This window comes from Streptomyces sp. NBC_00012, assembly GCF_045040875.1.
In the GTDB taxonomy this organism is placed as follows: Bacteria; Actinomycetota; Actinomycetes; order Streptomycetales; family Streptomycetaceae; genus Streptomyces.
This window is the reverse complement of the sequence record NZ_CP108310.1, coordinates 329,236-351,326: the sequence shown is the minus strand read 5'-3', so window position 1 is coordinate 351,326 and position 22,091 is coordinate 329,236. Positions and strand designations below refer to the sequence as shown.

Genomic DNA, 22,091 nt, shown 5'->3' with positions numbered 1-22,091 from the left:
TTTCGAGGGGCTCTGCTGCTCGTACAAGGACAAGACAAAGCGCTGGCTACGGGGATGGGCCGCTGATAGTGGCCGCGCCGTCGCCGTGTGACCGTCCTCGGACCGAGCTGCTGCCCCTCGTCGTGAACATCCATCACGCCGCGCTGTGAGCGCCTTCCGTAGCCGTGAGCAATCGCTGCCGAGCGTCGTGGACAAAGCCAGGCATCGAACAGAACCAGATGCGCCGTCACCAGCCGCGCCATCCGGGCGGCCTTCACCGCCGAGGCCAGCCCCCATGCGGGACTGCAGCCGCTCGAAGTCACTGCGCCCTTCGTCGTCGAGTGTGACGATCTCGCCGTCCAGGACCGCGGGCCGGCCGAGCACGGTCCCGAGCCCTGCGAGCTCCGGGTAGACGGCGCTGATGTCCGCCCCGGACCGAGACCGCAGGACCATGGTCCCGTCGCCCGGCAGGTAGACCATGGCCCGTTGCCCGTCCTCCTTCACCTCGAACGCCCACCGGTCCTCCACATCCGCGGACGGCAGGCTGCCCGGCGTGGCGAGCATCGGAGCGATCCGCGGCAAACCCACCATGACCATCCCGCCCGGGCGCCCGCTCAGGACGCGCTGCGCTTCCTCGCGGCCGCGGTCTTCTTCGCCGTGCGCTTTCTTCCCGGCCGCGGTCTTCTTCTCGATGCTCTTCCTCGCCGGGGCGGCCTTCTTGGCCGTGGTCTTCTTGCGCGGCTGCATCGAGTGCACGATGGCGTCCTGGTCCTGGCCGTGTTCGCCGCGTGATTCCCTGGCCGCTTTGACGGAGGCGTTCAGGGCCGCCATCAGGTCGACGACCTTCCCGGACTCCTTCTCCTCGCCCTCGGCCGGCTCCGGGAGCTCGGTGCCCTCCGACTTCGCCTCGATCAGCTCCTCCAGGGCGGCGCGGTACTCGTCCCGGAAGCCGGAGATGTCGTCGAGGGCCATGGCGCCGGTGAGCTGGACGGCCCGCTCGATCTCCTCTTCGTCCAGGTCGACATCCTTCGGCTTGAGAGACTCGGGGCCGCGGATCTCGTCGGGCCACCGCATCGCGTGCAGCACGATCGCGTCGTCGCGCACTCTGAGCAGCCCGAGGCGCTCGCGGTTGTGCCACGCGGGCTGCGCCGTCCCACCACCGGTCGCAGGCGTCGTCGGGATCGGCGACGTCCAGGAGCGCCAGGACCTCGCAGCGGGGGCGGTGCAGGGCGGCAGGCGGAAGGCCATCCGGCGTCACCCGGCGGCCGAGAGCACAGGTGGCGACCGCCGCGAGGGTGGAACGCACTGCGGCGGCACTGTCCAGCAGCACTCCGCCCAGGTCGAAACAGCACCGCTTCGCGGGGCCCGGTCACCGGGCACTGTCCGGGTCCCGGACCAGCGCACGCAGGACCATGTGGTGACCGGCGAGCAGGGCGGCGGCGCCTGCGTTCCGGTCCAGGACGCACAGGGCCGTGTCGACACGCGCGCCGCCCATCCGCAGCAGGCGGGCACTGCGCAGGAGACTTGTGCCGCTGCGGGCGGTGTCGTCAGTCGCGTTCCCGAAAGTCCCCGCGTCCTGAACCCCAGGCTGGGAGCTCATCCCGCACGCTGAGGAAAACGACACGCGTCACGGGACTGCGGCACCGACACGGGCACGGAACGGCACATGAATCCGCAGGTCATGAGACCTGACGCTGGATCAGGCGGCGGAACCTGCAACTGCGTAGGGTGCACGTTTCCGCGAGCACTGTCGGTTGATCATCAGCACTGTCCGAGCAAATCCGGGTGACCATGAGCACTGACTCAGCGACCACCCTGGCTCACGGGGCCAGATCGCCGAGGTGTCAGAACGTGCGGGTTCGTTGCCGCCCAGGATGTTGACGCCTTCTTCGTCTCAGAGCCCTGTCGCCGAAGGACCAGGTTCGAGCGGGGCCAGACGCAGTGAAGGCCCGGTATCCACCAGGCCTTCACGTTTGAGTAGCGGGGACAGGATTTGAACCTGCGACCTCTGGGTTATGAGCCCAGCGAGCTACCGAGCTGCTCCACCCCGCGTCGGTGCGACGAACTGTACGGCACCGACCCGGAGCGGCCGAATCGGCTTTCGCTCGGAGGCAGTGCCAGCGCATCTGTGGGCGCTGTCGGCCGGTTACCATCCGAGTCTTGCCCCACACCAGGCGAGCGGCCGGGTCACCGCGCCGGTCGTGGCCTTCGCCGAGCAGCAGCGGCTGGACGTCGTCGACCGCCACCCCTCGCAGCGTGGGCGTCCGGCTCACACCCCCTGTGGGAACTGCCTCGCGGGCCGACCGCTCTCTCCTGAGTAGACCGGGGGCAGTGGGCTGCCTCCCCGATGCCACCACGCCGGGCGTCAACCTGCCCACAGGCGTGCGGGTTCCCCTTTTGGTCTTCTGCAGGGAAGCCCTACACGGCGTGGGGCAGGTCGGTGAGCAGGGCGCGGACGCGGGGGTGGGTGCTGTGGTGTTGGCGCAGGGTGGTGGTGACGCGGTCCAGGTGGTGGACGCGGTGGGAGCCGACGTGCTGCAGGGCCTGGGCGCGGTCCGGCACATCCGCCCCGGCACCGATGTGGAGCCGGACACCGACTTCCGCGGCCTCCTCCTGCTCTTGCTGGCGGGCCTCCCGCTCCGCTCGCGCGGCTTCCTGCCGCTGCCGCATCGCCTCGTGCTTGTCCTGATCGGCGATCGACCGCTTTGAGGTCCACCACTGATCCCGTTTGAACTGAAGCTGCTCACCATCGACACCCGGTACACCCGCCGGTACCGGCGCAGCACCTCGGCGGGACCCAGGCGGCCGGCAGCGGCGGCTCGCGACGGGCCCGCAGGCCGCGGCCTCGGCCGGGTGCTGGTCCCCGTCCGCGCCTGCGCGGGGACGCTCTGCCCGGCGACGCCGTGTGACCCGCCTAGGGGATGGCCTCCGGTTGACAGAGCTCAGGGCGACATAGTTACTTAAAGTGTCCACTTCATTACGTTATGTGATCGATGGTGATCGTGCCGTCCCTCTACGAATCTGCCGCCGCCCTCCACCCCACGCGAGGAGCCCCACCATGACCACGACCCCCACCCGTCCCACCGCTGTCCCGTCCATCGAGCAGCTGCCCCAGCCGGAGCTGCGCGGGTCCACCGACATCCAGGGCAACATCCTGGCCGCGTTCAACAAGGACTTCATGGACTTCCGCTACCTGCGCTTCCCGGACGCCGCCAAGGGGCGCGGCTGGCTCTCCGCGATCCTCAACACCGTCGCCACAACCAACGAGACGGAAGACTTCAACGAGCAGTTCTCGCTGGCCCGCCGGGCCTTCGGCCGCGACCCGTCGATCACCACCGTCCGCTGCGGGGTCTCCCTCACCTTCGAGGGCCTCGAGACGATCGCCAACAAACCTGATCAGATCAAGAAGGACCTCAGCACCTTCACGTCGTTCTGCGCGGGCGCGGCCGCACGGGCCAAGGACCTCGGGGACACCGGCGAGAGCGACCCCAAGACCTGGTTGTTCGGGGCCGGCACCGGCGACAAGGTCGTGCACGCGGTCCTCATCGTCGCCGCGGACACCGAGGCGCTGCTGAAGGAGAAGCTGAAGAACCTCGACACAGTCGAGCAGACCCACCAGATCACGCGCGTCCATGTGGACGAGGGCCGCACCCTGAAGGGCGATCTGAAGGGTCACGAGCACTTCGGCTACAAGGACGGCATCTCCCAGCCCGGCGTCAAGGACTTCCACCGCGAGGACGCCGGCCGCGAGGGCTTCCGCGACAACCACGCCGGGACCGAGCTGATCGAACCCGGCGAGTTCGTCTTCGGCTACAAGAGCGAACAGGGCGACCGGAAGGCGCCGGCGTGGATGAAGAACGGCTCCCTCCAAGTGGTGCGCCGCCTTCGCCAGGATGTCGCCGGCTGGAACAAGGCCGTGGTGGACGGCGCCAAGAACTTCACCGGCAACATGGACGCCAACCGGCTCGGTGCCTGTCTGGTCGGCCGGGCCAAGGACGGCACACCGCTCGCCCCGCCGTGCAGCGCCATGACCGGCCTCGGCTCGGACCGGAACGGTTTCGACTACGCGAACGACCCCATCGGCCAGCACACCCCCTGGGCCGCGCACATCCGCCGCACCCATCCGCGTGCCTTCGCCGGAATCGTCGACAAGAAGCCGAAGAGCCACCGCCTGATGCGCCGCGGCATTCCGTACGGCCCTGAGTTCAAAGGCGGCCCGGACGACGGCAAGGACCGCGGGCTGATGTTCGTCTGCTACGGCACCTCGCTGGAAGAGCAGTTCGAACTGGTCCAGCAGCACTGGTCCAACGACGACGCGTTCACCCCCGGGGAAAGCCGGTCCGACCAGGTGGTCGCCAACGGCTTCGACAAGGTCACCGGCCTCGCCGGAAAGGCCTCGATCGAGCTCGCGGACGGCACCTTCGGCACGGTCGACATGAAGCGCTTCGTCCGCACCGCGGGCGCGCTCTACGCCTTCACCCCCTCGATCAGCACGCTGCGGCTGCTCGCCGAGGGCGAGGACCTTCCCAACAAGTCAATCGGCTCCTGAGCGGCGAGGAGAAGCCATGAACGAGAGACCCACCATCGAGGGCACGGCCAACGACCGCGCCCGCCCGCAGACCTGCTGGCAGCTGGCCCGCGAGCTGCTGCTGGTCGGTCCGGACGACAAGGACCTGAAGCTGCGCTACCTCGACATCCTGATCAAGGAGGGCATCCCGGAGACCGACGAGCCCAAGGACGTGCTGATCGTCGGCGCCGGGATCGCCGGTCTGGTTGCCGGGAAGCTGCTCAAGGACGCCGGGCACAACGTCACCATCCTGGAGGCCAACGCCAACCGGGTCGGCGGGCGGATCAAGACCTTCCGCTCCACCGATGACGAGCAGGACGGCCCGTTCTACGACCCGGTGCAGTACGGGGAGGCCGGAGCGATGCGGCTGCCCAGCTTCCACCCGCTCACCCTGGCCCTGGTCGACAGACTCGGCCTGAAACGGCAGCTGTTCTGCAACGTCGACGTCGATCCCGACACCGGCAACCAGAACACGCCCGTCCCGCCGGTGGTCTACGAGTCCTTCGAGGACGGCAAGGTCTGGAAGTACGGCGAGGACAGCCCGGACTTCCGCGAGCCGGTCAAGCGCTTCAACAGCTGGATCCGCACCAACCGGATCCAGGCCCGCCGCAGCGAGTACGCCGCCGACCCGAGCAGCGTCAACGAGGGCTTCCACCTCACCGGCGACGAGGTGCGGATCACAGCCGGCGAGATGGTCAACCAGGCGCTGGAGCCGGTCCGCGACTACTACTCGTACATCGAGAACGGCAAGCGGGTGCGCAAGCCGTTCGCCGAGTGGCTGGACGGCTGGGCCCGGGTGATCCGCGACTTCGACGGCTACTCGATGGGCCGGTTCCTGCGCGAGTACGCGGGTTTCAGCGACGAGGCCATCGAGGCGATCGGCACGATCGAGAACATGACCTCGCGGCTGCACCTGTCCTTCTTCCACACCTTCCTGGGCCGCAGCGACATCAACCCGGACGCCACCTATTGGGAGATCGAGGGCGGCAGCTGGCAGCTGCCCTACGCCCTCGCCGATGAACTCCAGGACGAACTCGAAATGGGCGAGCGGATGATCCGGATGGAGTACTGGGACCCGCGCCGCGACGGCGGGGCAGGCCAAGACGTCGGGCCGAACGGGCACCAGGTCGCCGTCCACACCGTGCCCGAGGGCGACCCAGAGGCCGAACCCACGGTCTGGAAGGGTGACTTCGCGATCGTCACCGTCCCGTTCTCCGCGCTGCGGTTCGTCCAGGTCTCGCCCCCGTACTCGTACAAGAAGCGCCGGGCGATCATCGAGACACACTACGACCAGGCCACCAAGGTGCTGCTGGAGTTTTCCCGCCGGTGGTGGGAGTTCACCGAGGCGGACTGGAAGGACGAGCTCGACTCCATCGAGCCCGGCCTGTACGAGTACTACCAGCGGGCTGGCGAGGAGGACGCCGAGGCGGCCGCGCTGGCCGCGCACAACGGGCACCGGCCACCGCCCAATCTACCGAGGGTGCTGCTCGGCGCCCACCGGAGCGTGGACTCCAGCCGGATCAGCCAGGAGCAGTTGGAGGTCTTCCGGCACACCCCGCTGCGCCGGGCGAGCGTGCGCCCCGCCACCAACTGCTTCGGCGGCGGTTCGACCACCGACAACCCGAACCGCTTCATGTACTACCCCTCGCACCCGGTGCCCGACAGCGATGGCGGCGGCGTGGTGCTGGCCAGCTACAGCTGGTCGGATGACGCGGTGCGCTGGGACTCGATGGCCGACGCCGAGCGGTACGTTTACGCGCTGCGCAACCTCCAGTCGGTGCACGGCCGGCGGATCGAGGTGTTCTACACCGGCTATGGCCAGACCCAGAGCTGGCTGCGCGACCCGTACGCCTTCGGCGAGGCGGCGGTGTACACCCCGCACCAGATGACCAGCTTCCACCTCGACGTGGTCAAGCCGGAGGGCCCGGTGCACTTCGCCGGCGAGCACGTCTCGCTCAAGCACGCCTGGATCGAGGGCGCGGTGGAGACCGCCGTCCGCGCGGCGATCGCCGTGCACGAGGCACCAACACCACCACCCCGCGCCAAACCGGAGATCTATCCAGAGGTGCGGGCCGGACGCGCACGCAGGGCGGAGGTGCTGAGCGGATGAGCGGCAACAGCGAATGGACGGTGGGCCGTTACCTGGCCACGAGACTTGAGCAGTTGGGCATCCGGCACCTGTTCGGGGTGCCGGGCGACCACCTCGGCCCGTTCCTGACGATCATGCACGCCACCACCGGGGTGCGCTGGGTCGGCACCCCGACCGAGATCGGTGGCGGCTACGCCGCCGACGCCTACGCCCGGGTGCGGGCCGCCGACGCCGACCTCGCCAAGGGCGAGCAGGGCGTCGCCGCAGTCGCGGTCACCTACGGCGTGGGCGCGTTCAGCCTGCTCAACCCGATCGGCGGCGCCTACGTCGAGTACGTGCCGGTAATCGCGATCAACGCGGCGCCGTCGTACGAGCAGTGGCTCAACTACCAGGCGCTCGGTCTGCTCACCTCGCACATGAGCCAGCGCCGGGAGAGCAATCTGGAGGTCTACCGGCAGGTCACGGTGGACGCGCAGGTGATCTCCAACCCCGGGCTCGCGCCTTCGCAGATCGACAGCGCGATCATCGCCGGCCTGACCGAGCGCAGGCCGGTCTACCTGGAGGTGATGGACGACCTCTGGAATGCCCCGTGCGCCGAGCCGCAGGGTGAACTCCGTGGTCAGGAAAGGCCGTTCACCAAGACGAACGAGGAAATGCTCGCCAAGGCGGTGGAGGCCTCGGTGAAGCTGGTCGAACGGCTCGGCACGCCGGTGCTGTGGGCGGGCGAGGAGATCGAGCGCAACCGGCTGGAGCGGGAGCTGGTCTCGCTGGTGCAGCTGACCGGCATCCCGTTCTGCACCACCGTCGGCGCGAAGTCCGTAGTCTCCGAGAACACCCCGGGCTTCACAGGCGTCTACAACGGCAAGGCGAGCCTGCCGGAGGTGCGCAAAGCCTTCAAGGCCGCCGGGTGCCGGATCGGCCTGGGCACCTGGTCGACGTCGAAGAACCTCGGTGGCGAGAAGTCGATCGGCGACGACTGGATCGTGGCCGCCCACGAGGGCGTCAGCGTCGGCGCGCAGTACTTCCCGGACGTCCAGCTGGCGCGGTTCGTCCCGGCACTGCGGGACGCGCTGGGTGTCGCTTTCGGCAAGCGGGCGTTCGAAGCCGACCTCTTCGCGCTGGCACACGCCAAGGACCGGCAGGTCCCGGCGAGCACGATCGCCTTCCTGACCGGCCTGAGCAGCACGGACTACCCCGAGGAGCTCACGTACGACGGGTTCTTCCAGCACATGAACGCCTTCCTGCTGAGCCAAGCGCAGGGCGACGGCCCGGAGGCCACCTCGCCGTTCACGGTGGTCTCGGACGCAGCGTTCGCACTGCTGGGCTCGATGAATCTACAGATGGCGGAGCGGGCGAGCTTCGTGGCGCAGAACAGCTGGCTGTCCATCGGTTACTCGGTCGGCGCGGCCACCGGGGTGGCGCTGGCCCGCCAGCAGCCGCTCAAGCGGCCGCTGGTGTTCGTCGGGGACGGATCGTTCCAGGAGATCTGCCAGGAGCTGTCCACGCACGTGCGCCACCATCTGCGGCCGGTGGTCTTCGTCCTGGACAACGAGGGCTTCTACGGTATCGAGCAGATGCTGGTCAGCCCCTGCTACTACAAGGAGAAGCCGTCCGACGGGGCCGACTTCTACAACGTGCTGCACCCGTGGCAGTACGAGAAGCTGGCAGAGGTCTTCGGCTCGGAGAAGGACCGGATGCACGGGCGGGAGCTCACCACCCACACCGAGCTGGAGTCACTGCTGCTCGACATCGCCGATCCGGGCAGTGACATCAACCACGCCCCGATCCTGGTCCGGGTCCGGCTCAACCGGCACGACTACCCGCGGGCACTCCAGTACAAGATCGACGAAAATTGCAATTAGTCGCCGTACGGCGCATCAGCCCCGGTCCAAGGATCGGGGCCGGTGCGCGCTGCGTCCGTGCTCAGCGATCTGATGGTCCGCGCCCCCTGGCGCAGGACCGGCACCGCCCGCCAGCTCCACGACGAACTGCTCGCGGCCCGGCCCGAGTTCGCCAAGGCGAACAGCTCCCCGAGTGGCTCGATGCCGTCCGCCAGGACGACCTGCCCGGCCTCCGCACCTTCGCCCCGGGCCACGATCGCGACGTTGTCGTCGTCGGCCTGACCCTGCCTGGAGCGTGTCTCTTTGGTCGGTTGGCCAGTTGATCGGATATGCCTGTCCGGTTACTGACTTCGGCTCGTTGGGGTGAACTTTCTCGAAGTCCCTGAGGGGCCCGGTGTGGTGGCTGTATTCGGTGGTGGATGAGGTATGCGGATGGGGGCGGGCTGACTGCTGCGGGTCGGCTGCGCCGGGAGTCGGTACGACTGCAGGTGGCTGAGCTGTTCGAGCACGGCATCAAGCCGCTGGAGGTGGCACAGCGTCTACGGGTGAGCCGGAAGTCGGGCTACCAGTGGCACCAGTTGTGGCGGGAGGGTGGTGTGCGGGCTCTGGCTTCCCGTGGCCCGAGCGGATCGCGGTGCCGTCTGTCCGAGCTGTCTGGAGAAGCTGGCCGCGTATCTGGAGCAGGGCCCGGCCGCGCACGGCTGGGTGGAGGACCAGGTGTGGACCGCGGCAAGGGTCGCCACGCTGATCGGCAGGAAGTTCCACGTCTCCTACGGCGTCTCCGGCGCGACGAGGCTGATGCACCGGCTCGGCTTCAGCCCGCAGGTCCCCGCGCGGCGGGTTGCCGAGCGCGACGAGCAGGCCGTCACCGGTCGCGCCGGTGATCTGGTCCCAGATCGCGAAGCGGATGGTCATCTCGGCGCGGTGGTGGGCGGCGGTCATCAGGTGGCGGCGGGGCCTGAAGTGGGGTGAGATGCCGCTGAAGGCGGACAGGAATCTTTGTACGGCGCCGGCGGAGCGGAAGCCCTTCATCGCCCGTTCGCGCTGCCGGGTGGGCTGGTGCGAGTTCTCCGCCCGATTGTTCAGACCCTTGTGGGAACGGTGTTCGACGGAGGGCATCACCTCGCGGTGGGCCGCGCCGTAGGGACGGAGCTTGTCGGTGACCACCACACGCGGCACCGAGCAGATCTTCTTGAGCAGTGTGCGGAAGAAGCGCCGGGCCGCGGCCTTGTCCCGGCGGCCCTGGGGAAGGATGTCGAGCACGTTACCGTCGGCGTCGACGGCCCGCCACAGATACTTCTGCTCGCCGTTGATCTTCACGAAGACCTCGTCCATGTGCCACTTGTCACCCGGCCGTGGCCGGCGTCGGCGCAGCTCATTCGCATAGATCTGGCCGAGCTTTGCGCACCACCGCCGGATCGTCTCGTACGAGACGATCACACCGCGCTCGAGCATCAGCTCCTCCACCTCACGGAATGACAGCGGGAAGCGGAAGTACAGCCACGCGCAGCGGGAGGTCACCTCGACCGGGTACCGGTGCCCCTTGTACGACGGCGGAGTACTGCCCACGGACAACCCCTCCCAGCATGACCAACCCGAAGATCATCCCACCCTGTCAGTCAACGTGACAGTGCCCTGCCGGTGTATGCGCAGCCCTCGGATCAGGCCTCATCCCGTGTCCCCCTGGTTGCTCGCCTGTCGCCCACAGATTAGTGCGGATGCCAGCAGCCCAGGAGTTCGAGGGGAAGGGCGAACCCCTCTCTGTCAGCCTTGGGTGAGACATCCCGTTCTGTGGGGTTAGCCTGAGAGGGCACGACAGGAGAACCGTCCCTTATGCCCAGTACAGAGCCCGTCGGGTCCGAGCCGGCGCCGAGGCCGAAGCGCCGCACTTTCACCTCGGAGTACAAGCTGCGAATCGTCGCCGAGTACGACGCCGCGCCCAGGAACGAGAAGGGTGCGGTCCTGCGCAGGGAACGGCTCTACCACTCGCATGTCAAGGAGTGGCGGGCCGCCCGGGATGCCGGGGCCCTGGAAAACCTGGTCGACCGCCGGACCAGCCCGGCCCGTGCGAAGAAGTCCGCCGCGGAGGTGGAGAACGAAAAGCTGCGGCAGCAGGTGGAGCGGTTGCAGAGGGACCTGGCACGGAACAAGGCCGCACTCGAGGTGATGGGAAAAGCTTCCGCGCTCTTGGAAATGATCTCCGAGAGCGCGGACTGAAGCCTGCCGCCGGCCCTGTCGTGGACGAGGCGTTCACCAGCGTCGAGGTTCAGCTGGGCATCACGGCCGCCTGTCGGCTGACCGGCCGCTCCCGCGCCACGCATTACCGTCGGCTCCGGCCCCCACCACCACGCAGAACACGTGCCCCGCAGATGCAGCCGTCGGCCCTGACGGCCGAAGAGCGTTCTGCGGTACTCGAGTTGATGAACGGCGACGAGTACGCCGAGCTGGCGCCCGCGCAGATCTGGGCCCGCGAGCTGGATGCCGGGCGCTATCACTGCTCCGTCTCGACGATGTACCGGATCCTGCGCGAGCAGGATCAGTCCGGTGAGCGCCGACGGCAGGCCACCCATCCCGCCAAGGCGGTGCCCGAGCTGGTCGCCACCGGGCCCTCGCAGGTGTTCACCTGGGACATCACCAAGGCGGCCGGGCCGGCCAAGGGCGTCTGGTATCACGCCTACGTGATCATCGACATCTTCAGCCGGTATATCGTCGGCCACACCGTCGAGCGAGCCGAATCAGCCGTGCGGGCCGAGGAGCTGATCCGCGAGACCATCGCCCGCAACGGCATCGTGCCCCAGACCGTGCACGCGGACCGCGGCACCTCGATGACGTCGAAGAAGGTCTCCCAACTACTGATCGATCTGGGCGTGACGCGGTCGCACTCGAGGCCGAAGGTCTCCAACGACAACCCTTACAGCGAGGCCCAGTTCAAGACCACGAAGTACATGTCGGATTATCCCGAACGGTTCGATTCGCTGGCCCACGCCCGCGAGTGGTTCGACGCGTTCATCGCGTATTACAACCATGAGCACCGGCACTCGGGTATCGGCTGGCACACACCAGCCTCCGTCCACTTCGGGACCGCCGAGGAAGTCCGCGACCAGCGCGCGGTCACCCTCGCCGAGGCATACGCCCGCCACCCCGAACGCTTCGGCCGCCGCCCCAGACCACCCGAGATACCCCAGACGGCCTGGATCAACGACCCGGCCAAACGCAGGGAACCCGCACCACAAACCTCATAGCGTCACGACCGTCTCACTGGACTTGAAATCTTCCGGGGCAAGGGCGGCGTCAAGGCCTCGGTAGCCTGAGCCTGCGAATCGACGCTGAGCCCGGACATCCAGGGCCCGGGCTCGCCGTCGGTGACCAAACGATGTCCACCACTGCGACACCAGCCGGCGCGAGCGCCCCGGAGAAGGCCTTGTTCCGGCGATCTGAACGACATCGAGCGACAGCGGTGAGCCTCCTGGCTCTGTTCACCGATTTCGGCCCTGGCTCAACTTCTGTGAAGTACGCACGCTGAGTGACGAATGCCCGTGCCTGGGATGAGTCACATTGCGGGGCCTCCGGGAGTTCGACATCCTGCGGTGACGGCTGCCTTTGTCCTCCGGGCCCCTTGGCGAGCGGCGGGTGGGCCGTGAAGCCTTCGGCTCCGTAGCGGCGGTTGCTGTCGGCTCAATCGAGGTTGGCGAGATGATCGGCGTCGCCGCCGCGCCACTCGATGAGGAAGATGGTCGCGTCGTCGCTGGTGACGCCGCCTCGTCCCTGTTTCAGGGCGTGGGAGAGCGCGCGCACCACCGGCCGCACCGTCGTGTGGTCACGGACGGTTCGGTTGGTCAACTCGATGAGCTGTTCCTCACCGAACTCTTCCCCACCGGGTTGATGCTCTTCGATCAGGCCATCGGTGAAACACAGCAGCCGGTCCCCGGGCTGCAGCATCCGCTCGCTGACCACCGGCTCCTCACCGCCGAAGCCGACCGGCAACGTGGTGGGGCTCTCCAACCGGTCCACCACGGCGCGGCCACGGATCAGCAGCGGCGCCGGGTGGCCAGCATTGACCCATTGCAGTAGGCCCGTAGAGATGTTCAGACACATCATCTGGGCGGTGACGAAGTGGTCGTTGCCGAACTGGTCGTTGATGGCCCTGTCCATGAACGCATACACCTGGGACAGATTGGTGTTGGCCCGTCGCGCGTGGCGGTAGGCGCCGATCGCCACCGTCGCCATGGTCGCCGCGTCCAGGCCGTGGCCCATCGCGTCGATCATGGCCACATGAAGGATGTCGCCGTTGAGGGCGTAGTCGAAACTGTCGCCGGCCACGTCGTACGCGGGCTCCAGGATTCCGGCCACCTCAACCTGCGGAACAGTCATCGACAGCGGAGGCAGCAACGACCACTGGATCTCCGCGGCCACGCTCATCGGCGCGCTGCGTCGGGCCTGGAAGAACAGGTCGGTGTAGGCGTCTTTGGTGACGATCATGTCTGCGACCAGCCCGGCGAGTCTGCGCAGCAACCGCCGGTCGTCGTCGTCGACGCTGTCCAGGGTGACGGCCATCGCCCCGACCTGGTCACTGCCGTCCAGCAGCGGCAGATACATCCGCACGGTGCCGTCCAGCGGTACCTCTACCGCTTTGCGGCTCAGGAACGCCTCGCCGGCGGGTGAGCCCTCGACCGGTTCGGGGTCACCGACCGTCAGCCGTCGGCCCGGCAGCGGCACCAGCAGCATCTGTTCGTAGTCCTGCAAGAGGATCGAGACGTCCCGGCCACCGACCCTGGCCACCTCTTCCGCAATGAGCGGGGCGATCAACTGCGGCGGCATCTCGTGAGCCCGGTCCAGTAGCAAACCCAGCAGCCGCTCACCAAACCCCTCCGACCGGTCCGCCCCGAACTCGCCCGGCTTTCGCCTGCCTTCGGACATCGCTGCTTGCAACCCTTCATACCGCGGCATGGGAATTCAGTGGACGGTCGGTGGTGTGGAGCCGGTACCAAGCGCAGCACCCCGGATGGCGATCCGCTCGAAAGGATGTTCGCTCACCCCATCCGCAGGGCTCCCGACACGGCAGTGATCAACCCACACAGCCTGACACCGCCAACCGGCCCAACAGCCGATTACGCCATGGGCGGCATGTCACACCCAGCCAGAACAGCTGGCATGCATACGCGCCTGCTCAAGCGGGCCCTCCTCCCACAACTGGCTAACCCAGCGTGACCGACCACAGAAGTTAGAAGTTGAGCCAGAACCCGTTCTCGCGTACAAAGCCAAAGAGTCAGACCTCCGGGCGATGCCATGGTCAATCCTCACTGTCAGGTGATGTCATCGGGGGCGAGGTCGGGGCGCAGCCGGTGCCAGGAGGGATGCCGCAGCAGTCCTGCCCGGGTCCGGCTCGTGTAGCGGACCTCGCCGACCAGGCGTGGCAGTACCCACCGCGCTCCGGCCACGTGCGGCACCTTGTCGAAGGGGCACTCGTCGATCGCAGCGACGCGGAGCAGGTCGGCGAGTGTGGTGCGTTCGGTGTCGCTCCACCCGGTGCCGACGCTACCGCAGGCCGCCTGCGTGTGTTTCTCCTACCAGTCGGTGACGCGAAGGCTGTACCAGACGTCGTCGGCCAGGACGGCGGTCCCGCCCTCTGCGCGGACCAGGAGCCCGGCATCGAGCAGGCCGGTAACGGAGACCGCCTACTTTTCGCCGGGCGTGTGCCGACGCGTGACCCGACGGCACACCAGGAATGCGATCGCGACGACCACCAGGTACAGCGGTACGAGCAGCACCGCGTCACCGGACGTCTGCTCCACCGTCACGCCCGCGTCGCGGTCCTCGCCCTGCAGCATGATGCGGTTCACGGTCAGGACGGTCAGGTGCGTGCCGATCGCCGCCCACAGCGGGGCGTGGCCCACGGCCGCACGGGCGGCGATCAGGGTCAGGCTGAAGACCGTCAGGAGGATGAGGTAGTCGACCGGGTGCTGCCCCTCCGGGGCGATGCCGATGTGGCCCGGCTCGTCACCGGCCAGCCGGGCGATGCCAACCGTCACCAGCGTCGAGGTGCCCGGTACGAGCAGGAAGACCGCCGTGGTGCCGAGCGCCGCCAGTGCGGGCCCGAACCGTCTGCGCAGCGATGTCCACGTGTAGCCGCGCAGCGTCGTCTCCTCGGGCAAGGCTTCAAGCGGGAACGCGACGACGGCGTTGGTGACGAGAAAGTCAACCAGGGTGACGAGGTCCAGCTGCTGCCAGACGAGTAACCCCACGGCCGTGCCCGCGCCCAGGACCAGCGCCGCTGCCGCGGCCGTCACCCCAACGCCGGTGAGGAACGCCCGTAGGCTCGCGCCCGGACTGCCGAAGCCGACCGTCCGGGGGTGTGACAGACGCAGGACGAACGGCACGGCCACGACGGTGACGAGGGCCGCAGCGATCAGCCGGGCGGCCAAGCCACTGGCTCCGGCGGCGTCCGACAGTACGGGGCCGAGGCCGTTGCCGACACCGAGCGCCACCGCCATGATCAGGCCGCCAGCCAACGCGCGGCCCATGGCCCCGGCGGCCGTGGGCGCGGGTAAGGGGGCGGGTTGTCGTATGCGTAGCTCGCTCATAGCGCTCCTGGTGACGCTGGGGCCGACTCCTATCGACAACCCCGTGTGCTTTCCAGGCTCGCCCGACCACCAGTCAGGGGCGTCGTCCGCGCGGACGACCCCCCTATACATCCTTCGACGCAGTGGACGATAAGGGTCGACTGGCCGTTGGCCACCGGCTCCGGGAACACCCAGAGGCCGAGTGCCCGCGCTCATGCGACTGCCGCTCCACCGCCTGGGCGATCGACGGGGCAATGCGGCTCGGTGAAGCTTGCCGGGTCCGACGCTCGACCTTGGGCAACAGCGGCTCGATCACCGCCCACAACTCGTCATCGACTTCCCACGGCTTCGGCCGAGCCACCCCACACTTCCGGATCATCAGTCCCGGAATGATCCAACCACCTCGAAGATCATTTCGTTAGCAGTTCTAAACCGCGCCGTGGCACGCCCTACCGCCGTGCCGGTCGGTACTGCAACCGGCCGGGCCCGGGCAGGCGCATCCCGTCGGCAGCGCCGAACCGGGTCCGGCCGGTGGGGGCGTTCGTCTTGAGCCTGGTGCTCGCGACGACGAGCGGGCCCTGAGTCAGTTCCATCGACTCCGGGCCCGCTCGTGTGCGGTGTCGTGGTTCAGGTCGCTCAGCTTTCGACGAGTTCGGGACACGTCGTCCTGGGGCTCTCGCTCAGATTCAACTCCCGCCCCCGCTGACGTTCGTGGTGTCCTCCCTGGGTGAGCCCGTGTTCCGGTACGGGGCGAGCGGGTCGATCCGTGCTTCGCGCAGCGCTTCGGCCGCTCGGGCCGGGCTGAGGTGGCGCTGCCCTGCCCTGACCAGGGCCCGTGCCAGAACGGCGGCCCGGTGCTGACCGAAACTCAGACCCCGCATCTGCGGGCGGGCGTCGTCGGGCTCCCATGCGATGGCGACACCGGGCGCGAGTCGCCGCGCGAAGACGGAGGTGCCAGCCGCGGTATCCGACTGGTTCTGGAGGGCCTCCGCGACGTCATGGCAGTGGTGCCACGAACCGTGCCCCAGATACACCACGAGGCCGTCACGACGAGGATGGGCGGAGGGGAGGGACAGCACCTTGGCCTGGTACGCGGCCTGCGAGTCTTCGAGCCTACGCAGCACGCGGCCCCACAACGGAACCGCTGCGCGGGAGTCCGCCGGATGGACGTACACGCGCAGCAGGGGTTTACCGGGGGTGGGCTCGCAGGTGCCCAGAACGGAGAAGAAGCCCGGTGACAATGAGGCTCGTTCCGGGGTGAGTTCCACGCGCGCCGTGCCGACGCCCCAATCGGGGGTCACCCGGCGGCCGGGGCAGCGCACCCGTACCCCGTCCAGCGAGACCACGAGATCGTGCGAGGCGACCCCCGGGCGGAGGGCGGCGGGTGGTACGGGGCGGGCTCGCGGCGATCCGGAAGCCTGCTGGGCCAGCGGAACGGTTCGTTCCACCCGAAGATGAGGTATCTCGTTGCTCAGCGCTGCCACCAGAGCGGTGTCCTGAAGCGCGAGCGGGGGGCGGGCGCCCGCGGTCCACGGATGACCGGTGTGGAACGTCTCGTAGAGCGCTGTGCCCAACTCCCGTTCGAGTCCGGCGGGCGTCCTAGCCCGTACCGTTCGGTCGGCAACCGTCGCGGTGGTCCCGCCGGGCGCGACGGCGACGGAGGCCAGCAGACTGGCGAGCCCGGCCGAGAGTTGCGGGGTCATGGTGTGTTTCCTTCCAGCCCGATGGCCGGGGCGTAGCGGTCGGGGTCGAGGAGCACCGACCGTCCCACGCCTGCCGCGGCCTTCTCCACACCGAGCAGACGGTTGCGGCGCGCGGCACCGGCCAGCAGCCGGTCGAGGGCGTGCCAGCCGGCGAAGGCCGCTGCCCGTTGGCCCAGCGAGGGATCGGCGTCGGGCCTGGCCCGCAGGTATTCCTGCCAGAAGGCCCGCACCACCGGTCGCAGCCCGGCGAACGCGATGGCTCCGCGCCTCAGCACCTCGTCACGGGTGAGGACGGCGTCGGCGAGTTGCGCGCGGGAATCATCGCCCTCCGGTGTGCCGGTTTCGAGAACGGCGCGGTGCAGGAACTCGCCCGCGAAACCTCCCACGTCCCGGGCTGCGTCGCCGAGGCGGAACTCCTCCCAGTCCGCGGCCAGCACCGATGGTTCTCCGTCGACGAGGAGCACCTGGTCGAGCCGGAAATCCCCGTGGATGGGTACTGCCGGAGCGGTACGTTCGGCGGCGAGCAGCGCCGTGACGGCGGGTGCCAACGCGTTGTCCGTCTGCATGAGCCGCCAGGCTTGGAGTTCGCCCGCGCTGGAGCGTTCGTACAGGGCGAGGGGAAGAGCGTCCAGGAGCACCGGCGACGGGAGGAGCGGCAGCTCTCGTTCGAGCGGCCTGGGTCCGCCGGGGTCGCTGTCGGCGGACAGCCCGTGCAGCAGCCCCAGGGCGGTGCCCAGACGGCGGGCGGCCTCGGGTGCGTCGGGGGTACCGGGGGTAGCCAGCTCCGTTCCGCTACGGGCGCCGCTGATGTACTCGAAGGCCAGCAAGCCGTGTTCGGTGTCGTGCCCGAGCAGGTGGGGGCCGCGCAGGCGCCCGTCGGTGGCCGTCGGGGGCAGGTCCTCGAAGGCCAGGGCGCGGGCCATGCGGGCGCGTACGTGCTCAGGAGGCCCGGCGAGACGCTTGACGAAGACCTCGGCACCCGTGGTGGTGCGTCCGGCCCAGGTGTCGTTCCGCCCGGGCAGAGCCACGACCGTGGAGCGGTCGTATCTCCCCTGCCCCAGGGTGTTCAGCAGGCGTTCCACTTCGGGGGCCCCACCGAGGTCCGGGGCCGTGTACGTGTCAGCAGGCGCGTAGGGAGAAGGGGAGGTCCTAGTGGTCATGGTGTGCTCCGCGGTGTCCGTTCTCCGCCGTTTCGAAGAGGACTCCGGAGAAGTCCGGCGTGCCGAACATGGCCCGGGCAGCCCGGCGCACGTCGTGGTCCGAGGTGGTGGCGAACGAATGTGTCAGATCAGCGAGTCCGTTCACGGGATGGCCCAGCAGGGCCCAGGAGAACAGCAGGTCGGCGAGGGCCCGCTGGCTGTCCACCCGGGCGGCCTGCCCGGCGCAGAAGGCCCTGGCGTAAGCGATCTCCCCGGTACTCGGACCGGCGGCCCCCAACTCGTGTACGGCGGAACGGAGTCGGTTGACCGCCTCCTCGGTGTTGCGGGGGCCCGGCAGCGTGGTGACCGCGACGCCGGGAGAGCCGGTTCTGCCGTCGTACTGGACGAGGGCCCGCACCGCGTCGCCGCCCCGGTCCCGGGTCAGTCGGGCACCGGGATGCCCTCCGGCGAGAGCCACGGCAAGATACCGGGCGGCGGCGGTCGCCCCGGTCGGGCCCGGCCGCGCGCACAGCAGGGCGAAGGCGGGACCGGGACGCCGCACCAGTCGTAGGCGCGGCTGTGCCCCGTGGTGTTGCGGGGCCGCCAGGTGCCGGGACGGCACGGGGGGCATAGGGGGCATGGGGGGCATGGGGGCGGGGCCCCTCCACAAATGCCGTGCAAGGTCCCGCGCGGTCCGGTCGGGGTCGACGTCGCCGACGCAGACCAGCACGGGGCGGGTAACGGCAATGAGTTCCGACCCCGGAGCGGGCGACCCGCCCGGCCGGTCCGTCGTCCCGTGGACGTTCGGGGCGAGCAGCCAGAGCAGGGCGCGGTCGACAGCCCAGGACGAGTCATGGAGCGCCCCGTTGAGTGCGGCCTCCGCGCCTGCCCGGCCGAGTTGTAACTCGTCGGCGCCCAGCGGGCGGTGGATCAGCCGGGCGAGCGCCGTCGCCACCCGTCGGTCCAGATGGCTCGACCAGCCGTGCAGATGGACGCGGACCCCCTCCACGGACGTGACGCAGTCACCCTCCAGCACGGGGTCGGCCGCCCAGCGCTGGGCCAGGGCATCCGCGACGAGGAACGCGCTCATCGGTTCCTCGGGGCAGCTGAGCGTGAGCGCGAGCCGTAGTTCGGCCGCCGGAGACCCGGGGGTCCGGACCACGACCACATGGGGTTCCGTGTTGCGGGTCGCCCGGGGCGCCACCTCGGCGTACGCGGTGAAGAGCACGTTCGTGCGCCGGGGGAGGGCGGAGGCGCCGGTGAGGGGGGCCTGGCCGTGCGCGGCCGGCTCCGGCCCCGGGGCGGCGGTACCGGCAGTGCCGCTGTGCGTGCGGCGAGCTGTTGTCGGCTCGGCGATGAGGACCGCGCGACGGGAGTCGAGCAGTGCGGTGGCAGCGGCGGCCAGTTGCCCGCCGTCCACCTGCCGCAACAGATCCGGGAGCCGGTCGAGGAGTTCACCGCTTCCGAAGAGGGTTTCCAGCCGTCCGATGGCGCGCGCCCGCGCGACGGGAGAGTCGTGATCCCGGTAGTGCTCCAGTCGAACGCGGTGCACGAGACGCCTCAGGCCCTCCTCGGTCACGGTACCCCGCGCAACGGCGACGAGCGCGTCGTCCACCGATTCCAGGGCCCTGCGTACCGTCGTACCGGGCGGGCGTCGGACGGTGATGACCAGCGCGTCGGGGTCCCGGGCATCGAGCGGGGCGAAGAATCCGCAGCGGGCGTCGGCCAGGAGGGAGTTCCCGGTCGGGCGACCGTCCCGGCCGGCAGTGGGCAGGGCGCGCGCGAGCAGCATATGGGCCAGGTAGCCCGGCAGATCCCTGTCCGGCGCCGGGAGCCGGTATCCGACCGCCAGCGCGGCGAGCCCCCGTCCGGGGAATGTTCCGGTAACGACACGGTCCTCCGTGAGCGGGTGCTCCGGGTGGGAGGGCGGGCCGGACGGCGGCCGTCCGGGAATCTGCCCGAGGGTTTTTGCGGCCAGCCGGACCATGTCCTCGCCGACCGGGCCGGACAACGTCACGACCGTCCCGCTGGTGCGGTAGTGCCGGGCAAGGAACTCCTCGCACTCCTCGACCGGGGTGCCCGCGAGGGTAGTGGCACAACCGAATCCGTCGGCCGTGTTCGCGGTCTGGGTGAACAGCACGGGAGCCAGTGCCGGCCAGGGGAAGCCGGCCAGGACGGCGCCTGCGCGCACGTGTGCCACTTCCTCCTGGATGGCGGTCACCTGCTGCCGGATCGCCTCGGCGGTGATCCGGGGCGCGCTGAATCGGTCGCCCTCGGCCGCCAGGGCCCGGGGAAGTTCCTCTGCGGAAACGGTGTAGAAGAAGTCGGTGTAGTCCTGGTGCGTGGTGCCCCCGGTGGCTCCGCCGGACCTGTACAGCTCGGCGAAGTAGGCATGGGCTGCGGTCCGCGCTCCAACGACCATCAAGTGCTCGACCAAGTGGGCGAGTCCTGGCCGGTGTGGGGGATCGGATCGGAAGCCGACACGTTGGTGGACGGCGATCCCGATGCCGGGCCGGTCCCGGCGCTGGTCGATCAGTAGCGTCAGACCGTTGCGGAGAACGGTTCTGCGCAGCTTCGGCTGTGTCCGTGTCATCAGGCGCACTCGGGTTCCCTTCGCGCAGCATGTCCGCTCCGGCTTGCGTCACCGTGTCCGGCATGCGCCCCGGGGCTTGGGCGGGAGGTCTTGAGCAGTTGCCGGAGCAGCGGCCCGAAACAGGCGACCGCCCGGCCGACCGGCCAAGGCCGGTAGGCGATGGTGTCGTGGGTGTGGACCGCCACCCGCAGGGCCGGCCAGACTCCGTCCAGAGGCGTGGCCTCCCCGTACCCCTGGCTCAGCGCATCGACCAGGGTCCGCAGCGCCTCGGGCTTCAGCCCGAACTCGCTCAGCTCCCCGACCGGCCACGCCAGGTCGAAGGCGCGGGGTGCGATGCCGAGGTCCTCCCCGACGAACACTGCCGCACCGTTTCCCGGCCCGAGGACCAGTGAGCCCAGGCTCAACGCTCCGTGAGAGAGGACGTGGTCCGCGGAGGGGGCCAGCGCGGCCGCGCAGGTGTCGGTCAGCAGGCGGTACCGGCGGACTCCCACCGCGGTGCGCAGTGCGGCCCTGCCTGGGGTGCTGGACACGCCGGTGAGCCAGTTGTGAAGCCTGAGCAGTGCGCGGGGCGGGCCCGTGGCGGCGGATCGCAGGGGCGTCGGCACGCCGTGCAGCTCTGCCAGCAGCCCGCCCACCCCGGCAAGCGCGTCGGCCAGGGCCGCGAGCGCGGGCTGCCGGGGACCGGGCCCGAGGAGCAGCAGGGCCGCGCTCAGCGCGCTGGGAGCGGTGTAGATCCGGCCTCCCTGCCCGTCCCGCTCGCCAACCACCCATCGTACCCCGCCGACCGACCTCCCCAACAGCCACCGGGTCAGCGGGGGATAGGGATCGGCGAACGGTGCGGGTGCGTCGGGGCCGGGGCGGCGGGACCACACCCAGCCCTGGGGAGTGCCCCGGATGGTGGTCCGCAGCAGCCCGGTACCGAACTCTGCGGAAGGGGCCCCGGTCATGACCATCGCGCCGGTCCGCTGTTTCCGTCAGCCTCCGCAGATTGCGGTTTCGGGCCGCCCGCCCGTGCCACCAGTTTTCGGCGTTCCTCCATCGAGGCGAGCAACTCGGGCAAAGGGAGTGGGCTCCAGGCGTGGAGTTCCCCCGTCGTCTGGCTCCTTGCTGGAACCGGAGGCCCGACCACGACCTGGGGACGCTCACGCAAGGACACCAGGTGCGCCTGGTAGACGGGGTTGCGCTCCCCGCCAGGCGGCGGAGCGGGTGCGATGCCGATCAGGGCGTCGGTGCACTGAGCGGCCAGCAGTGCCGGGCTGTCCCCCAGTCCGAGAGCGAGTCGGGCGACGAAGCCGAAAGTGGCTGGATAGACAATGACGGCCTGGGGCCAGGTGGATAGTTCGACGTGGCGTGCGCGGGGCCCCGGCTCGTCGGGCCAGTGGTCGAGGAGTGCCTCCCCGCCGCTCCGACCGGCGAGCGACTGCCGGGTGACGAACCGTTCGGCGCTGCGGGTCAACACCACACGGACGCACAGCCCGGGGTACGCCATACGGAGCCAGCCCACCCAGAACGGGAGGTCGGCCACGGCGACGGAACCAGTTCCGACCAGCAGCAGCCGTTCCACGCCGAGCGCGGGCGGCGGCACGAGGGCCGCGGCATCCGTCCCGGTATCCATTGCGT

General features: G+C 69.5%; 16 protein-coding genes, 1 tRNA gene and 6 pseudogenes. 7 read left to right on the top strand and 16 right to left on the bottom strand.

Features of this window, described 5'->3' with window-relative positions:
- Nucleotides 1–203 precede the first annotated feature (203 nt).
- The 5 genes and pseudogenes from OHA19_RS40825 to OHA19_RS40805 all read right to left on the bottom strand — a co-directional run.
- Nucleotides 204–570, bottom strand: a pseudogene (locus OHA19_RS40825) (ATP-dependent DNA ligase); the annotation flags it as partial.
- A 23-nt stretch (nucleotides 571–593) separates the two neighbouring features.
- Nucleotides 594–1,128 (bottom strand): annotated as a pseudogene (locus tag OHA19_RS40820) (Ku protein); the annotation flags it as partial.
- Nucleotides 1,129–1,348: 220 nt separating this feature from the next.
- A complete protein-coding gene (locus OHA19_RS40815; RefSeq protein ID WP_331750175.1) occupies nucleotides 1,349–1,579 on the bottom strand; it encodes a hypothetical protein in 231 nt (76 codons plus the stop codon).
- 378 nt (nucleotides 1,580–1,957) lie between these two features.
- Nucleotides 1,958–2,031: transfer RNA gene (locus OHA19_RS40810), tRNA-Met, on the bottom strand.
- Nucleotides 2,032–2,397: 366 nt separating this feature from the next.
- Nucleotides 2,398–2,649: a hypothetical protein gene (locus OHA19_RS40805; RefSeq protein ID WP_331750178.1), complete on the bottom strand. Its 252-nt coding sequence runs from the start codon at nucleotides 2,647–2,649 to the stop codon at nucleotides 2,398–2,400.
- Between the two features lie 388 nt (nucleotides 2,650–3,037).
- On the opposite strand from OHA19_RS40805, the gene OHA19_RS40800 reads away from it, so the two are divergent.
- The 5 genes and pseudogenes from OHA19_RS40800 (at nucleotide 3,038) to OHA19_RS40780 (ending at nucleotide 9,448) form a co-directional block, all read left to right on the top strand.
- Nucleotides 3,038–4,528 (top strand): Dyp-type peroxidase, encoded by a 1,491-nt coding sequence (locus tag OHA19_RS40800; RefSeq protein ID WP_331750181.1) that lies wholly within the window; start codon nucleotides 3,038–3,040, stop codon nucleotides 4,526–4,528.
- 16 nt (nucleotides 4,529–4,544) lie between these two features.
- Nucleotides 4,545–6,656 carry an FAD-dependent oxidoreductase gene (locus tag OHA19_RS40795; RefSeq protein ID WP_331754255.1) on the top strand — a complete coding sequence of 704 codons (2,112 nt, stop codon included), beginning with the start codon at nucleotides 4,545–4,547 and terminating at the stop codon, nucleotides 6,654–6,656.
- Nucleotides 6,653–8,497 carry a thiamine pyrophosphate-binding protein gene (locus OHA19_RS40790; RefSeq protein ID WP_331754252.1) on the top strand — a complete coding sequence of 615 codons (1,845 nt, stop codon included), beginning with the start codon at nucleotides 6,653–6,655 and terminating at the stop codon, nucleotides 8,495–8,497. Before OHA19_RS40795 ends, OHA19_RS40790 begins: the two co-directional genes overlap by 4 nt.
- Nucleotides 8,498–8,539: 42 nt before the next feature.
- A complete protein-coding gene (locus OHA19_RS40785) occupies nucleotides 8,540–8,758 on the top strand; it encodes a hypothetical protein (protein ID WP_331750189.1) in 219 nt (72 codons plus the stop codon).
- Between the two features lie 200 nt (nucleotides 8,759–8,958).
- Nucleotides 8,959–9,448: pseudogene (locus OHA19_RS40780) on the top strand (winged helix-turn-helix domain-containing protein).
- On the opposite strand, the pseudogene OHA19_RS40775 reads toward OHA19_RS40780, so the two are convergent.
- Nucleotides 9,365–10,045: pseudogene (locus tag OHA19_RS40775) on the bottom strand (IS6 family transposase); the annotation flags it as partial. The pseudogenes OHA19_RS40780 and OHA19_RS40775 sit on opposite strands and share 84 nt — an antisense overlap.
- A 264-nt stretch (nucleotides 10,046–10,309) precedes the next feature.
- On the opposite strand from OHA19_RS40775, the gene OHA19_RS40770 reads away from it, so the two are divergent.
- Nucleotides 10,310–10,693: a hypothetical protein gene (locus OHA19_RS40770; protein ID WP_266726502.1), complete on the top strand. Its 384-nt coding sequence runs from the start codon at nucleotides 10,310–10,312 to the stop codon at nucleotides 10,691–10,693.
- Nucleotides 10,694–10,713: 20 nt separating this feature from the next.
- On the top strand, nucleotides 10,714–11,718 hold the full coding sequence (locus OHA19_RS40765) for an IS3 family transposase (RefSeq protein ID WP_326763270.1): 1,005 nt from the start codon (nucleotides 10,714–10,716) through the stop codon (nucleotides 11,716–11,718).
- Between the two features lie 433 nt (nucleotides 11,719–12,151).
- Here the strand turns inward: OHA19_RS40765 and OHA19_RS40760 are convergent, their stop codons facing one another.
- From OHA19_RS40760 to OHA19_RS40715, 10 genes and pseudogenes are all read right to left on the bottom strand, one after another.
- The gene (locus OHA19_RS40760) at nucleotides 12,152–13,393 is read right to left on the bottom strand and encodes a PP2C family protein-serine/threonine phosphatase (RefSeq protein WP_331750200.1); all 1,242 of its coding nucleotides are present in this window, start codon (nucleotides 13,391–13,393) and stop codon (nucleotides 12,152–12,154) included.
- Nucleotides 13,394–13,779: 386 nt separating this feature from the next.
- A pseudogene (locus tag OHA19_RS40755) lies at nucleotides 13,780–14,016 on the bottom strand (ATP-dependent DNA ligase); the annotation flags it as partial.
- A 135-nt stretch (nucleotides 14,017–14,151) separates the two neighbouring features.
- Nucleotides 14,152–15,057, bottom strand: coding sequence for a type II CAAX prenyl endopeptidase Rce1 family protein (locus tag OHA19_RS40750; protein WP_405753442.1), 906 nt, complete (start codon nucleotides 15,055–15,057; stop codon nucleotides 14,152–14,154).
- A 232-nt stretch (nucleotides 15,058–15,289) separates the two neighbouring features.
- Nucleotides 15,290–15,397: pseudogene (locus tag OHA19_RS40745) on the bottom strand (IS5/IS1182 family transposase); the annotation flags it as partial.
- Nucleotides 15,398–15,485: 88 nt separating this feature from the next.
- A complete protein-coding gene (locus tag OHA19_RS40740; protein ID WP_331750205.1) occupies nucleotides 15,486–15,629 on the bottom strand; it encodes a hypothetical protein in 144 nt (47 codons plus the stop codon).
- A 93-nt stretch (nucleotides 15,630–15,722) separates the two neighbouring features.
- Nucleotides 15,723–16,739, bottom strand: coding sequence for a T3SS effector HopA1 family protein (locus tag OHA19_RS40735; RefSeq protein WP_331750208.1), 1,017 nt, complete (start codon nucleotides 16,737–16,739; stop codon nucleotides 15,723–15,725).
- Nucleotides 16,736–17,899, bottom strand: a complete 1,164-nt coding sequence (gene lxmK, locus OHA19_RS40730; RefSeq protein ID WP_331750211.1) for a class V lanthionine synthetase subunit LxmK — start codon at nucleotides 17,897–17,899, stop codon at nucleotides 16,736–16,738. Before lxmK ends, OHA19_RS40735 begins: the two co-directional genes overlap by 4 nt.
- Nucleotides 17,889–20,471 (bottom strand): insulinase family protein, encoded by a 2,583-nt coding sequence (locus tag OHA19_RS40725; protein ID WP_331750214.1) that lies wholly within the window; start codon nucleotides 20,469–20,471, stop codon nucleotides 17,889–17,891. Before OHA19_RS40725 ends, lxmK begins: the two co-directional genes overlap by 11 nt.
- A complete protein-coding gene (locus tag OHA19_RS40720; protein WP_331750216.1) occupies nucleotides 20,471–21,418 on the bottom strand; it encodes a phosphotransferase in 948 nt (315 codons plus the stop codon). Before OHA19_RS40720 ends, OHA19_RS40725 begins: the two co-directional genes overlap by 1 nt.
- Entirely contained in the window at nucleotides 21,415–22,086 is a 672-nt protein-coding gene (locus OHA19_RS40715; protein ID WP_331750219.1) for a flavoprotein, read from the bottom strand. The genes OHA19_RS40720 and OHA19_RS40715 overlap by 4 nt, the downstream gene beginning before the upstream one ends.
- Between the last annotated feature and the right edge of the window lie 5 nt (nucleotides 22,087–22,091).

Excerpts from the sequence above, each read along its gene's own strand:
- OHA19_RS40815 (WP_331750175.1), bottom strand. The coding sequence starts at position 1,579 with ATGAGCTCCCAGCCTGGGGTTCAGGACGCGGGGACTTTCGGGAACGCG.
- OHA19_RS40805 (WP_331750178.1), bottom strand. The coding sequence starts at position 2,649 with ATGCGGCAGCGGCAGGAAGCCGCGCGAGCGGAGCGGGAGGCCCGCCAG.
- OHA19_RS40800 (WP_331750181.1), top strand. The coding sequence starts at position 3,038 with ATGACCACGACCCCCACCCGTCCCACCGCTGTCCCGTCCATCGAGCAG.
- OHA19_RS40795 (WP_331754255.1), top strand. The coding sequence starts at position 4,545 with ATGAACGAGAGACCCACCATCGAGGGCACGGCCAACGACCGCGCCCGC.
- OHA19_RS40790 (WP_331754252.1), top strand. The coding sequence starts at position 6,653 with ATGAGCGGCAACAGCGAATGGACGGTGGGCCGTTACCTGGCCACGAGA.
- OHA19_RS40770 (WP_266726502.1), top strand. The coding sequence starts at position 10,310 with ATGCCCAGTACAGAGCCCGTCGGGTCCGAGCCGGCGCCGAGGCCGAAG.
- OHA19_RS40760 (WP_331750200.1), bottom strand. The coding sequence starts at position 13,393 with ATGTCCGAAGGCAGGCGAAAGCCGGGCGAGTTCGGGGCGGACCGGTCG.
- OHA19_RS40750 (WP_405753442.1), bottom strand. The coding sequence starts at position 15,057 with ATGAGCGAGCTACGCATACGACAACCCGCCCCCTTACCCGCGCCCACG.
- OHA19_RS40740 (WP_331750205.1), bottom strand. The coding sequence starts at position 15,629 with ATGGAACTGACTCAGGGCCCGCTCGTCGTCGCGAGCACCAGGCTCAAG.
- OHA19_RS40735 (WP_331750208.1), bottom strand. The coding sequence starts at position 16,739 with ATGACCCCGCAACTCTCGGCCGGGCTCGCCAGTCTGCTGGCCTCCGTC.
- lxmK (WP_331750211.1), bottom strand. The coding sequence starts at position 17,899 with ATGACCACTAGGACCTCCCCTTCTCCCTACGCGCCTGCTGACACGTAC.
- OHA19_RS40725 (WP_331750214.1), bottom strand. The coding sequence starts at position 20,471 with ATGACACGGACACAGCCGAAGCTGCGCAGAACCGTTCTCCGCAACGGT.
- OHA19_RS40720 (WP_331750216.1), bottom strand. The coding sequence starts at position 21,418 with ATGACCGGGGCCCCTTCCGCAGAGTTCGGTACCGGGCTGCTGCGGACC.
- OHA19_RS40715 (WP_331750219.1), bottom strand. The coding sequence starts at position 22,086 with ATGGATACCGGGACGGATGCCGCGGCCCTCGTGCCGCCGCCCGCGCTC.